Source organism: Streptomyces sp. NPDC006368, from assembly GCF_040612535.1.
Taxonomy (GTDB): Bacteria; Actinomycetota; Actinomycetes; order Streptomycetales; family Streptomycetaceae; genus Streptomyces.
This window is the reverse complement of record NZ_JBEXQK010000002.1, coordinates 279,791-292,690: the sequence shown is the minus strand read 5'-3', so window position 1 is coordinate 292,690 and position 12,900 is coordinate 279,791. Positions and strand designations below refer to the sequence as shown.

Annotated in this window: 11 protein-coding genes; 2 read left to right on the top strand and 9 right to left on the bottom strand. The window is 72.6% G+C overall.

Annotation, left to right across the window (positions count from 1 at the left end; translation table 11 throughout):
• Positions 1-9 precede the first annotated feature (9 nt).
• The gene (locus ABZZ38_RS03170; RefSeq protein WP_356735119.1) at positions 10-990 is read left to right on the top strand and encodes an NAD(P)H-quinone oxidoreductase; all 981 of its coding nucleotides are present in this window, start codon (positions 10-12) and stop codon (positions 988-990) included.
• A 111-nt stretch (positions 991-1,101) separates the two neighbouring features.
• Here ABZZ38_RS03170 and ABZZ38_RS03165 read toward each other — a convergent pair whose 3' ends face one another.
• The 7 genes from ABZZ38_RS03165 to ABZZ38_RS03135 all read right to left on the bottom strand — a co-directional run bounded on the left by ABZZ38_RS03165 (position 1,102) and on the right by ABZZ38_RS03135 (position 9,309).
• A complete protein-coding gene (locus ABZZ38_RS03165; protein WP_356735117.1) occupies positions 1,102-1,644 on the bottom strand; it encodes a bacterial proteasome activator family protein in 543 nt (180 codons plus the stop codon).
• A gap of 96 nt (positions 1,645-1,740) precedes the next feature.
• Positions 1,741-4,611 carry an FtsX-like permease family protein gene (locus ABZZ38_RS03160; RefSeq protein WP_356735115.1) on the bottom strand — a complete coding sequence of 957 codons (2,871 nt, stop codon included), beginning with the start codon at positions 4,609-4,611 and terminating at the stop codon, positions 1,741-1,743.
• A complete protein-coding gene (locus tag ABZZ38_RS03155; RefSeq protein ID WP_356735113.1) occupies positions 4,608-5,324 on the bottom strand; it encodes an ABC transporter ATP-binding protein in 717 nt (238 codons plus the stop codon). The genes ABZZ38_RS03160 and ABZZ38_RS03155 overlap by 4 nt, the downstream gene beginning before the upstream one ends.
• A 214-nt stretch (positions 5,325-5,538) precedes the next feature.
• Complete coding sequence (locus tag ABZZ38_RS03150; protein ID WP_356735111.1) at positions 5,539-6,270, bottom strand: PadR family transcriptional regulator; 732 nt, start codon at positions 6,268-6,270, stop codon at positions 5,539-5,541.
• A 95-nt stretch (positions 6,271-6,365) separates the two neighbouring features.
• Positions 6,366-7,130 (bottom strand): hypothetical protein, encoded by a 765-nt coding sequence (locus tag ABZZ38_RS03145; protein ID WP_356735109.1) that lies wholly within the window; start codon positions 7,128-7,130, stop codon positions 6,366-6,368.
• A gap of 163 nt (positions 7,131-7,293) precedes the next feature.
• Positions 7,294-7,485, bottom strand: a complete 192-nt coding sequence (locus ABZZ38_RS03140; RefSeq protein ID WP_356735107.1) for a hypothetical protein — start codon at positions 7,483-7,485, stop codon at positions 7,294-7,296.
• A 186-nt stretch (positions 7,486-7,671) separates the two neighbouring features.
• Positions 7,672-9,309 carry a protein kinase gene (locus ABZZ38_RS03135; RefSeq protein WP_356735105.1) on the bottom strand — a complete coding sequence of 546 codons (1,638 nt, stop codon included), beginning with the start codon at positions 9,307-9,309 and terminating at the stop codon, positions 7,672-7,674.
• Between the two features lie 342 nt (positions 9,310-9,651).
• Between ABZZ38_RS03135 and ABZZ38_RS03130 the strand changes: the two genes are divergently transcribed.
• Positions 9,652-11,430, top strand: coding sequence for a protein kinase (locus tag ABZZ38_RS03130; RefSeq protein WP_356735103.1), 1,779 nt, complete (start codon positions 9,652-9,654; stop codon positions 11,428-11,430).
• Positions 11,431-11,465: 35 nt separating this feature from the next.
• On the opposite strand, the gene ABZZ38_RS03125 is transcribed toward ABZZ38_RS03130, so the two are convergent.
• Together ABZZ38_RS03125 and ABZZ38_RS03120 are read right to left on the bottom strand one after the other, a co-directional pair.
• A complete protein-coding gene (locus tag ABZZ38_RS03125) occupies positions 11,466-12,479 on the bottom strand; it encodes a phosphotransferase (protein WP_356735101.1) in 1,014 nt (337 codons plus the stop codon).
• A 15-nt stretch (positions 12,480-12,494) separates the two neighbouring features.
• On the bottom strand, positions 12,495-12,896 hold the full coding sequence (locus ABZZ38_RS03120; protein WP_356735099.1) for a pyridoxamine 5'-phosphate oxidase family protein: 402 nt from the start codon (positions 12,894-12,896) through the stop codon (positions 12,495-12,497).
• Between the last annotated feature and the right edge of the window lie 4 nt (positions 12,897-12,900).

Genomic DNA, 12,900 nt, shown 5'->3' with positions numbered 1-12,900 from the left:
CTCGCCGCCATGCATGCGATCACGATTCCGGAACCAGGTGGACCCGAGGCGCTCGTCTGGGCCGAGGTACCCGATCCCGTGGCGGGCGAGGGCGAGGTCCTCGTCGAGGTGGCGGCCAGCGCCGTCAACCGTGCCGACCTGTTGCAGCGGCAGGGCTTCTACGACCCGCCGCCCGGGGCGTCCCCGTACCCCGGACTCGAATGCTCCGGCCGTGTCGTGGCGCTGGGCCCCGGCGTCGCCGGCTGGTCCGTCGGTGACGAGGTGTGCGCGCTCCTCGGCGGCGGCGGGTACGCGGAGAAGGTCGCCGTGCCGGCGGGGCAGCTGCTGCCCGTACCGGACGGGGTGGACCTGGTGACGGCGGCGGCGCTGCCCGAGGTGACCGCGACGGTGTGGTCCAACGTCTTCATGGTGGCGCACCTGCGGCCGGGCGAGACGCTGCTCGTCCACGGCGGGTCCAGCGGTATCGGCACCATGGCGATCCAGCTCGCCAAGGCGGTCGGCGCGCGGGTCGCCGTGACGGCGGGCAGCCCCGAGAAGCTGGCGCGCTGCGCCGAGCTCGGCGCGGACATCCTCATCGACTACCGGGAGCAGGACTTCGTCGAGGAGGTGAAGAAGGCGACGGACGGGGCGGGCGCGGACGTCATCCTCGACATCATGGGCGCGAAGTACCTCGACCGGAACGTGAAGGCGCTCGCGGTGAACGGCCGGCTGGCCGTGATCGGCCTGCAGGGCGGCGCCAAAGGTGAGTTGAACCTGGGCGCGCTGCTGGCCAAGCGCGCGGCGGTGACGGCGACGTCACTGCGGATGCGGCCGCTGGAGGAGAAGGCGGCGATCATGGCGGCGGTACGGGACCACGTGTGGCCGCTGGTCGAGGCGGGCACGGTGCGGCCGGTGGTGGACCGGACGTTCCCGTTCCCGGAGGCGGCGGAGGCGCACCGCACGCTGGAGTCCAGCGCGCACGTGGGCAAGGTACTGCTGGTCAGGCCGTAGGCGCTCCCGGTCGGGGCGGGTGTTCTCCCCCGCCCCGGCCCCCGCCCCCGCCGCACGCCGCGGGCCCCGCTCGGAGAGAAGGGGCCCGGGTTGGCGGAGGCGGTAGGGGGGTCAGAGGTACGGGCCCGAACGGATGGCGCCGTGGGGGTGGTCGTCGTCATCGTGGGACGCGGCGGCCGGGAGGGCGCGTCGCATCTGTTCCAGCTGGGCGCGGGCCGCCATCTGCTGGGCGAACAGCGCCGTCTGGATGCCGTGGAACAGGCCCTCCAGCCAGCCCACCAACTGCGCCTGCGCGATGCGCAGTTCCGCCTCGGACGGGATGGCCTCGTCCGTGAAGGGCAGCGAGAGGCGTTCGAGCTCCTCGACGAGCTCCGGCGCCAGGCCGTCCTCCAGCTCCTTGACCGAGCTGGCGTGGATGTCCTTGAGGCGTACCCGGCTGGCCTCGTCGAGAGGTGCCGCGCGGACTTCCTCCAGAAGCTGCTTGATCATGCTGCCGATGCGCATGACCTTCGCGGGCTGTTCGACCATCTCCGTCACCGGGACCTCACGCGACTCGTCGTCACCGTCACCGCGGCCGAGTGCCATCCCGTCCTGTCCCACTACGAGGATGTGGGGGCTGCTCTCCTGCGACCGTTCATTCCTCGGCATCTCCATGCGGCCCATTCTCTCGCACAGCTGCGTTGCCATACGGTGTGCCCCCGTACGAGGATGATCCACCCTCGTACGGGGGCACAGCCGGCTCTCACTTCATCAGGTCGCCGCGCGGCGGGCCACCGCCCCGCGGGAGCGGGTGACCAGCGCCGCGAGGAGCGCGGCGCCCAGCGGGACGGCGACCAGGAGGGCGCCCAGCGTCTCCCAGGGGATGATGATGGGCACGTGCGGGGCGTGGTCGGATACGGTCCAGCCCTGGTCCAGGGACTCCTGGTACCACTGTGCCTGCTGGCGCTGCTCGGTCAGCCGCAGCCCCATCGCGGGCAGGACGCCCGCCGCCGAGCCGAGCACCACACCCATCACGGCGACCACCCCGCACTGGAAACCGCTCAGGGTCCTGCGGACCCGCGGCGGCGCCCCGACGGCGGCCAGCGTCTTGAGGTCCGCCTCGGCGTCGGCCTGGGCGAGACCGGTCGCGATTCCGGCCGCCCCGATGGTGATGAGCCCCGCGAACACGGTCAGCGTCAGCAGGACGATGCTCGTCTCGCTGACGAAGCCCTCCTCCAGGTGGAGATCCACCCCGGCGCCCGTCTTGGCGAGGTCGTCGTCCAGCTTCTGGCGCTGCTCGCCGGTCGGCATGCGGTCGGTCGAGAAGTACGAGCCGAGCGGCACCGTCCGCAGGCCCGCCGCCTTGGCCGCGGCCGGCGGCACGATGCCCGAGAGTCCGTACGACTCGGTGCCCTCCGCCATCTGATGGGCAACGAACGACTTCACTTCGCCCGGCGGTTCCTTGCCCTGCTCGGAGGCGCGGTCCGCCGCCTGGACGTCGGTGACCAGCCGGATGCCGATCCTGCCGTTCTTGTCGACCAGCGCACGGGAGAACGACACGATCCTGCCGTCGGCCAGTGCCTTCTCGGCCGCGGCGTCGTTGACGCCGAGCACCTTCAGCAGCTTCGCGTCGCCGACGATCAGCCCGCTCTCGGTGTAGGACGTGCCGCCCGTCGAGGTCTTGCAGCGCCAGTCCGCCGCCAGCTTGCGGCGCTCGGCCTTGCTGAACTTCTCCGCGGGGTCGGAGCCGTCCGGAGTGTGCACCCACAGCGGGCACTCGTTCGCCTTGGGGATGACGACCTCGTGGCGGCCACAGCCCTCCGCGGTGCCGTAGACCTCGCAGGTGGCCCTGCCGACGACGATCCGGTCCACATCGGCCCGGACATCGACGGGGAGGTTCTTCCGCACCGCCTCGCGGACCACCGGCACGTCCCGGCCCCCGCCCTCCGTGACGATGGCCGAGACCGCCCCGTACGGCAGACGTGCCTCGTACTCGGCCCGCTGCTGGGCGTCGCTGCTCGCCGTGTACGTCGCGACGGCGACCGTTCCGGCGACCGCGGCCAGCACCGCGGCGACCGCCGGAGCCGTACGGCCCCGGTTGCGCACGGCGTCGCGCAGCGCCAGCCGCGGCGACAGCGGCAGCCAGCGGCCGAGGCGCCCGAACAGGCCCACCAGCGCCGGGGTCAACGCGACCGCGCCGAGCTCGGCGAGGGCGCTGCCACCGGCGACGATGGCGAACTGGTCGGAGAAGACCGACCCGTACAGCGCGATGGCGGCCCCCAGCACCACGGCGACCAGCCCGATCAGCGGCAGGACGCGACTGCTGCGGCGCACCCCGCGCCGGCCCGTGAGCGAGGCCAGCACGGTCTGGCGCGACGCGGTGACGGCCGGGACGATCGCGGCGAGCAGGCCGGTGAGTACGGCGAGCAGTGCGATGCCCAGCAGTTCCAGCGGCCGGACGTCGAAGCTGCCGAAGCGGCGGCCGATGTAGTCCTCCAGCACCGGCTGGAGTGCGAAGGTGAGGACGATGCCGAGCAGTGTGCCGACGACGGCCGCGGCGGCGCCGATCACCAGGCCACCGGCGAGGACGATCGCCCGGATGTGGCGGCGGTCGCCGCCGTTGGCACCGACCAGACCCAGCTGGCGACGCGAACGGCGGGCACCCACCGCGAAAGCGGGCCCGGCCAGCAGACAGATCTCCAGCATCGCGAGGCCGACGACCGTGCCGACGGCGGCCAGCGCGGCGACCTCGGCGCTCCGGCTGTTGCCGTACGAACCCCAGCCGTCCTGCTGGTAGAGGGGTACCTCGGACCGCGCGGGCGGGTCGAGTGCGACGGCCCTCGACACGACCTGTACGCCCTTGGCGTTGGCCTCCTTGACCATGTTCCACGTGAAACCGGCGGATGCGGACTCGGGCAGGGCCAGCAGATGCGTGGTCGACTTGTCCGTGCCCGACATCCCGGCCGCCGTGAGCGCCTTGCCCAGCGGGTCGAGGAAGCTGCCCGGCAGGGCGTTCACCTGGATGCTGTCGAGGGAGTCGGGGAGTTCGTACGAGCCGACGATGCGGTACTCGCGGTCCAGACCGCGCGCGGCGAGCGCCGAGCCGACCTTCAGCCCGCTGGCCTCCAGGAAACGCGTGGTCGCGGCGACCTCGTCGGCCTTCTTCGGGAACCGCCCGTCCTTCAGGGTCATCACGCCCCTGGCCATCGGGTCGGACGCCGTGAACTCACGGATCTCCGCCTGGAGCAGCCCGTGGGTGGTGCGCAGCTTGCCGAAGCCGAGGGAGTCCTCCAGGAGCCTGGCGTTCGCCGGGGCGACCTTGGTGGCGTCCGCCTTGCCCTCCGGCAAGGGCTTGTCGTCGAACTCCTCCGCCGGCGTGGTCACCTCGCCCGCCGGATCCTGGTGGATCGGCACCCCGCCGTAGCCGGCGTCGGATATACGCGCGTCGGCGGCGCCCAGGGTACGGGCCATCTGCTCCTCGGCGGAGAGCTCGGAGGAGCGCACGGTCAGGTCGGCGGCGCTCACCCCGAGGATCGGCAGGGCGATCATCGCGAGGACGAGGAAGCTGCGCCCCTTGAAGCGCCAGGCGTCACGGCGGGCGATGCGCACCGCCGCGCGCCACGAGTGGAACCAGTTGTTCACCGCTCGGCCGCCGGACCCGTGAGCAGGGAGTCGGCCTCGCTGCGCAGCGTCTGGTCGACGACCGCGCCGTCGCGCAGGAACACCACGCGGTCCGCCCAGGCGGCGAAGCGCGGCTCGTGCGTCACGAGGACACCGGCCGCCCCCGCGTCGCAGCGGGAGCGCAGCAGCGCGAGCACGGACTCGCCGGTCTCGGAGTCCAGGGCGCCGGTCGGCTCGTCGGCGAGGACGAGCCGCCGGTCACCGACCAGGGCGCGGGCGATCGCCACGCGCTGCTGCTGGCCACCGGACATCTCGTCGGGGAACCGGTCGGCGAGGTGGCCGAGGCCCATCTCCTCCAGCGCGGCCAGGGCCTCGCCGCGCGCCTTGCGGGCCGAGGTGCCGTCGAGCTCCCGGGGCAGGGCGACGTTCTCGGCCGCCGTGAGGGCCGGGATGAGGTTGTAGTCCTGGAAGACGTAGCCGATGCTGCGGCGGCGCAGCGCGGCGAGGGTCTTGCGGTCGGCGGTGGTGATGTCGGTGTTCTCGACGATCACCCGGCCGGAGGTGGGGCTGTCGAGGCCGCCCGCGATGGTCAGGAGCGTCGACTTTCCGGAGCCGGACGGGCCCATGACGGCGACCAGCTCGCCGGGGAAGACATCCAGGTCGATGCCGCGCAGGGCGTGGACCTCGGTGGCGCCGGTGCCGTGGACGCGGGTCAACTGCTCCAGCCGGAGCACCGGCTGCTGCCGGGACGCGGGCGATGCCGCGGATGAAGCCGCGGATGACGACGGTGATGACGACGGTGATGACATGGAGAAGGGTCCCCCTTGGACGTACGCGTACGAGTGCGGGCGTACGGAGCGGATCGGTCGGACGTACGAGAGTGGGTGTACGGGATCAGGTGAACGGGATACCGGGATACGGGTTGCGGATGGCGGGACGAAGGGCCGGTCAGCGCCGTGAGGCGCGGCCTGGGCTCGACACGTCGGGCGCCTGTCCCGGAGCGTGCGGTGGTGCTGCGGTCCGGTCGGCGGTCGCACCGCTCGCCGCAGCCGCGTCAGAGCCTCCGGCCACTCCGGCCACTCCGGCCGTTCCGGCCGCCGCTCCGGTCGCCGTTTGCGCGGACGGACCCGCGGCAGCGGTGGAGAGCCGGATCAGCCGGGCCTCGCAGTGGTCGAGCCAGCGCGCCTCCGCCTCCGTCTGGAAGATCAGCTGTTCCAGCACGAGCAGCCAGGCCACGTCGTCCCGCTCGTGCGCCGCCCCGCTCTCCAGGGCCGTGAGCGCCTGGGCCTTGAGCCGGGTGTAGTCCTGCATCGCCTTGATGGTGTGGCGGCGCTGCGACTGGATGACGGCACGGAGGTCGACGCCGGGTGCGCCGACCGCCATGGCGAGCTTGATGGCCAGCTCGTCGCGCGCCGGGCTGGTGCGGTCGACGGGCTTCTCGAACCAGTTCCGGAGCTCCTCCCGACCGGCATCCGTGATCGCGTAGAGCGCGTGACCGGCCTGGTCCTCACCGCCCTGCGTGACCATGCCGTCGCGCTCGAGCCGGCTCAGGGTCGTGTAGACCTGTCCGACGTTGAGCGGCCAGGTGGAGCCCGTACGGGACTCGAACTCCGTGCGGAGCTGGGAGCCGTAACGGGGGCCGCGTTCAAGGAGGGCGAGAAGCCCGTGGCGGATCGACATACTCAGTATGTATACCGAGTATGTCCGCCCGGACAAGCGACCTCGGAGGGACCCTGGAGATCCGACTCAAGGGGGACCCGGACGATCCGGGAGGGTCAGCGGCGCCGCATCCGCAGACCGAGGAAGCCCAGCCCGAGGCCCATCATGGCGAGGCCCACGCCCAGGGTCAGTACGGGAATCTGCCGGTCAGGGATGGTGTCGGCGGCCCGGGCGGCGGGCTCGTACGCGGCGGCCGGCGGTGTACGGGACGGCACGACCGCCGCGGGGGAGTCCGTCTCCGGTACCGCTTCCGGCGACGACTCCTCCTCGCCGGACGCGTCGGAGGCGTCCGGCGCTGTTGCGGTTTTGGTACCTGAGGGGTCGTCCCAGTCGTCCGGCGCGGCCGTCTCCGGGTCGGGTTCCGAGGGCGACGGGCTCGGCGGGGGCGACGGCGGTCGGGGCCGCCCGGGCCGCTCGCGTCCCTCCCCGGCCGGCCGTCCGGCCAGCGACGGCGCCGCCGGCTTGCCCGGCACACGCGTCGGCTTGCTCGCCTGGGGCGCCGGTTTGCCCGACCCCCGCGTCGGCTTGCTCGCCTGGGGCGCCGGTTTGCCCGACCCCCGCGTCGGCTTGACCGATGCGTCCGCCGGGCTGGGCCCGCGCGACGGGATGAGGGCCCCCTCGGCCCCACCGGACCCGCTGGGCAGGGGCACCACGGTCGGTACGGCCGACACCGACCCACCGCCGGCGCTCCCGCTGGGCTTCGGCGACGACGGCTCGGGCGCCGCGGCGGTCCCGTCCGCGTACGCGACAGGTGGCGTGGCGAGCAGCAGTGCCGCCAGGGTGAGGCCGATCGCCCACCGCGAGCCGAGTTTCGGAGTCACCGTGTGACCCCCTCCCGTGCCGAGCCGCTGGAGTACTCGTCGTCACGGTCACAACCGTGATGACGCACTCAGCGTCACACGCGGCGGTTGTCCCGGCACCCGGAGCGGCCAAATGGCCCGGTACGTCACACGTACCGGGCCAGGTGAAGGGTGTGTGGTTCCCCTACCAGTTGGGGTTGCTGACGGAAGCGGAGCCGCACAGCGTGAGAACGCTGCTCCCCTCCATGTTGGCCACCTCGACGAGCGCCGGCTTTACGCCGGTCGTGTCATTGAGCGACGTGGTCCACGGGAATCCATCCGGTACCTGCCGTTCCAGGTCCAGCTCGCGCTGCCCGACGCACCTGTGACGGAGCATCCCGAAGAGGCAGCTGCGGCGGGAGTGGCGACTGTGATCGGCAATACGGCGGCAGCGGCGACGGTCATCGCTATGGACACACGAGAACGCGTGCGCATGGTTCCCCCTCCTACGCACCAAATTGACGTGCGCATGCTGCAGGCGGGTGGTGTGGCAACCCGGCCCGTGACGAGGGAGAACCGGACACTACTGACCCGGGTTGCCTGTCGCGATCTTGAGTTCGAACGTCTGGTCGCCGGGGACGACTGCGGTGCCCGACGTGGGAAACTGCTCAATGACCTGGTCCTCGGCGTACTGAGGATGGTCGACCCGCGTCTCCTTGACCTGCCAGCCCGCTGCCTGCAGACACGTCTTGACCGAAATCAGGTCCTTGTAGGTGAAGTCGGGAGCCTGGACCTTCTTCGGGTCGTCGCTGTCCTCGGTCGCGTCGGAGCACTTCTCCGGGTCGATCTTCCGGTTCCGCTCCGGCGGCCTGTGTTCGCCCTGCTGGGGGGAGGCGCTCGTGCCGTCTCCGGCGGTCGGCACGTTGCTCGGGTCGTCCTCGTTGTTGAGCGCGACCGCCGTGACGACGCCGCCGATCGCGAGGAGCGCGACGACGATGGCGCCGACGATCACCGGCATGTTCCGCGAGCCGCCGCCCGAGGGCGCGGTGGTCCGGGGGGAGATCGTGTACGGGGGAGGGGTCGGCTGGTACATCCCGGGCGCCGGGGTCGGGGCCGGGCCGTGCGGGTAGCCGTAGCTCGGCGCGGGAGCCGGTGCCGGCGTGGCCACCGGGGGCGGGGTCGGGGCGCCGTAGGGGCCGGGAGCCGGGTGGTACGGGGTCTGGACGCTGTGCGGACCCGGCGCCGGGGTCGTGTGGTCGACCGGCGGGAAGACCGCCGAGCCCACGCCCGCCCCGCTGTTCGCCGGTGCGCCGCCCGCCACGATCACCGGCGCGCCCGTCTGCCCGGCGGACAGCAGCCGCAGGCACTCGTCCCGCATCGCCGCCGCGCTCGGGAAGCGCTCGTTCGGGTTCTTCTTGAGCGCCCGGGCGACGAGCGCGTCCATGGCGGGCGTGACCGACCGGTTGATGGAGGACGGCGCGACCGGCTCCTCCTGCACATGGGCGTACGCGATGGCCAGCGGCGAGTCCGCGTCGAACGGGATGCGGCCCGTCAGCAGCTGGAAGAGCATGATGCCGACCGAGTACAGGTCGGAGCGCGCGTCGACGCCGCGCCCCAGCGCCTGCTCGGGCGACAGGTACTGCGGCGTGCCGACCACCATGCCGGTCTGCGTCATCGACGTGACGCCCGACTGCATGGCGCGCGCGATGCCGAAGTCCATGACCTTGACGATCCCGCGCTTGGTCATCATCACGTTGCCCGGCTTGATGTCCCGGTGGACCAGGCCCATCTCGTGGCTGGTCTCCAGGGCGGCCAGCACGTCGGCGGTCACCTTGAGCGCCTTGTCGGCCGGCATCGCGCCGTACTGCTGGATGTCCGCCTGCAGGACGGACCCGAGGGGCCGGCCCTCCACGTACTCCATGACGATGTACGGCATGAGCGCCCCGCCGAGGTCGTCCTCGCCGGTGTCGAACACGGACACGATGTTGGTGTGCTGGAGCTTGGCGACGGCCTGGGCCTCGCGCCGGAACCGCTCACGGAACGACTGCTCGCGCCCCAGCTCGGTGTGGAGCGTCTTGATGGCGACCTGCCGGTCCAGCGCGCTGTCGTACGCCAGGTACACGGACGCCATGCCGCCCTCGCCGAGCAGGTCACGAAGCTGGTACCGCCCGCCGGCTACCGAGCCCCCCGCATAGCGGCCCCGTGCGCCGTCCTGGCTCATTTCTTGCTCCCCCGTGCGCGCGTGGCCGCGATGATCCGGATTTACGGCCCAAGTCTGCCCGAGGCCACTGACACGTCAAGCCTGGTGCCCGTTCCGTGACCGTACGCACAAGAAGCGTCTCGGAAGCGTTACAAGGACGGCACGCGGCAGGGATGGAATTTGCACAGGTGTACGCGAAACCTGTTGGATGGCCGGTCCATCCCTGACCGGCCCGGCGCGTGGAGGCTGTAGCGTGACTGGGCGTAGTACCCCTTGAGACACGGCTAAGACACGGCGTCACACCGCAGGCACACACCGGCACGCGGAGCGCGGCACGTGGCACAGAAACGACGGCGAGGACTGATGGCACCCGGATCCGAAGCAGGCGGCGGCGGAGGAGTGTCGGACGGCGGCGGAGCCCGGAACGCCGAGTCGCGCGACGACGCCGAGCCGGGCAACGGCGCCGAGTCGCGCAACGGCGCCGGATCTCGCGACCGCGCCGCCCAGGACGCCGCGGAAGCCGCCGACTGGGGCGTCGGCGGGCTCGTCGGGGACGGCCGCTACCGGCTGACCCACCGTCTCGGCCGCGGCGGCATGGCCGAGGTGTTCGCCGCCGAGGACGTACGCCTCGGGCGCACCGTCGCCGTCAAGCTGCTGCGCGCCGACCTCGCCGAGGACCCCGTCTCCAAGGCCCGCTTCACCCGCGAGGCCCAGTCGGTCGCCGGGCTGAACCACCACGCCATCGTCGCCGTGTACGACTCCGGCGAGGACGTCGTGAACGGCCAGTCCGTGCCGTACATCGTGATGGAGCTGGTCGAGGGCCGCACCATCCGCGACCTGCTGCTCAACGCCGAGGCGCCGCCGCCCGAGCAGGCGCTGATCATCGTCTCCGGTGTCCTGGAGGCGCTCGCCTACTCGCACCAGCACGGCATCGTGCACCGCGACATCAAGCCCGCGAACGTCATCATCACCCACGGTGGCGCGGTCAAGGTGATGGACTTCGGCATCGCCCGCGCCCTGCACGGGGCGTCCACGACGATGACCCAGACCGGCATGGTCATGGGCACGCCGCAGTACCTCTCGCCGGAGCAGGCGCTCGGCAAGGCCGTCGACCACCGCTCCGACCTGTACGCCACGGGCTGTCTGCTCTACGAGCTGCTCGCCCTGCGGCCCCCCTTCACCGGCGAGACCCCGCTGTCCGTCGTGTACCAGCACGTCCAGGACATGCCGATCCCGCCGTCGGAGGTCGCCGACGTCGCCCCGCCCGAGCTCGACGGGCTCGCCATGCGCGCGCTCGCCAAGGACCCGGACGACCGGTTCCAGAGCGCCGAGGAGATGCGCGGGCTGGTGCAGTACGGGCTGCAGATGCTGCAGCAGCAGGGCAGCCACACCGGCACCTGGAACACCGGGCCCGTCGAGATGCACGAGGGCGCCCACACCCCGGTCGGCGGCATGGCCGCGACGACCGCGCTCGGTCACCCCGTGCACGGTGAGACGTCGCAGGGTCCGATCCTGCCGCCGCTGAACCCGGACGACGGCGCGTACGCGTACGACGGCGGGCGCGGTGGTGCCGGCGCCGGCCGCGGCAAGCTGTGGCTGTTCGTCGCCTTCGCGCTGATCGCGATCGTGGCGGGCGTCGTGTACGCGCTCGACAAGGCGGGCACGTCCGGCAACAACGAGAACAACAAGAAGCCGTCCGTCACCAACTCGCCGTCCAAGCAGGACAGCACCGTCAGCCCGTCGCCGAGCGACGAGAAGACGCAGCGGAGCGAGGAGCCCGACGGCTCGACCGGCGGCAGCGGCGGCTGGAACGAACGCACGCCGTCCTACGACCCGCCGAGGTACCCGAAGCCGGACAACCCGTCGCCGTCCGGAGGCACGCCGTCGCAGCCCGGCACCAGCACGGGCACCGACCAGGGCACGACCGAGGGCACCGACCAGGGCACCACGGAAGGCACGACCGAGGGCAACCAGGGCGGCGCCGACCAGGGCGGCGCGGACCAGGGCGGTACCGATGTGGGCGGCGCGGACCAGGGCGGTACCGATGTGGGCGGCGCGGACCAGGGCGGTACGGACGTGGGCGGCGCGGACCAGGGCGGTACGGACGTGGGCGGCGCGGACCAGGGCGGCACCACGGGCTGACACCGGCCCCCGAGCGCTCCCGACCGGGGAGGCGCTCAGCCGGTGAACGCCTCGCACACCGCCTCGTACTCCCGCGTCCACCACACCGCCAGGGCCGACGCCGCGGGAAACTGCGGGTCGGCCCTTCCGTCGTGCAACTGGTAGCGCCAGCGCAGTATCCAGAAGTCGTTCAGCCGCTCCCACCACACCCGGTGCACCGCCGCCGCCAGCTCGGCCGCGCCCGCGCGGGCCGCCCGCCGGTACGCGCGCGCGTACGCGCGTACCTTGGCCAGATCCAGTTCCCCGGCGGGCTGGACGAAGAAGATGACGGCCGCCCGTACCGCCTCCTCCGCGCGCGGCTGCACGCCCAGCCTGTCCCAGTCGACGATCGCGGCGGGCTCGGCTCCCCGGTAGAGCAGGTTCAGGGGGTGGAAGTCGCCGTGCACCCAGCCGCCCGCGCCGGCCGGCGCGGGGCGGCGGTGGGCGTGGTCCGCGAGGAGCCGGCGGCGCTCCAGCAGCCGGTGCTCGGCCAGCTCGTCGAAGGCGTCCCGGGGGCGCCGCCCGCGCGAGAGGGCCAGCAGCCGGTCGATGAGCCGGAAGGTCTCGTCCGGGTCCGCGCTGTCGTGCCGGTGCTCGTGGTGGGGTTCCATGACCTGCTCCAGGCAGGTGTGGACGAGCCCGAGGAGCGCGCCGAGCCGCCGCGATCCGGCCGTCGTCAGCTGGTCCCCGCCCCGGTGGCGGCCGTCGACCCACGGATGGAGGGCGTAGCACCGGCCGCCGATCTCCGCGACGGTACGGCCCTCGGCGTCGGGGAGCGGCGGGGCGACCGGGACGCCGAGGCCGTGCAGGCGCTGGGTGGCCCGGTGCTGGCGGACGATGGTGGCCCGGTCGGCGGTCGGGGCGTCCAGGTGCTGTTTGAGGAAGTAGGCGCCGCGCGTGGTGGCGAGGCGGTAGCCGCGGTTGAGCAGGCCCTGCGTGACGGGGACACAGGAGAGCGGCTCGCCGGGGTCGTCGTAGCGGCGCAGCAGCGCACTCAGGGGTGGGGCGGGGGATGCAGATGAGCGCGGCACTCCGCAGATGTTAGATCACTCAGCGTGTTGGGAGTGAACGGAGACGAACCGCGGCCGAATGCGCAGGTACACGGGTTCGAAGGGGGCGCCGTCGACATGGCGCGGCGGCGGCCCGAAGAGCGCGCGCTCCCGGTCCGTGGGCTCGACGAGGAGGGCGGTGCCGGTGAACTGCACGGACCACAGGACGGCGGCGCCGGAGTTGAAGTTGTCGGCGCCGTACGCGACGACGCCGCCGTCGCAGGCGCGGTGGTAACCGAGCCCGCGGTGCATGCGGAGCAGGACGCGGCCGTCGCCGTCGCCGCCCACGAGGTGCTGGGCGGGGGCGACGAACGGCATGGCGCGCATGCTCGTGGCGAGGCGCCCGTAGGGGACGCGGCAGAGCAGCTCGATGGCCCGCGGTTCGTCGGTGGAGGGCATGCCT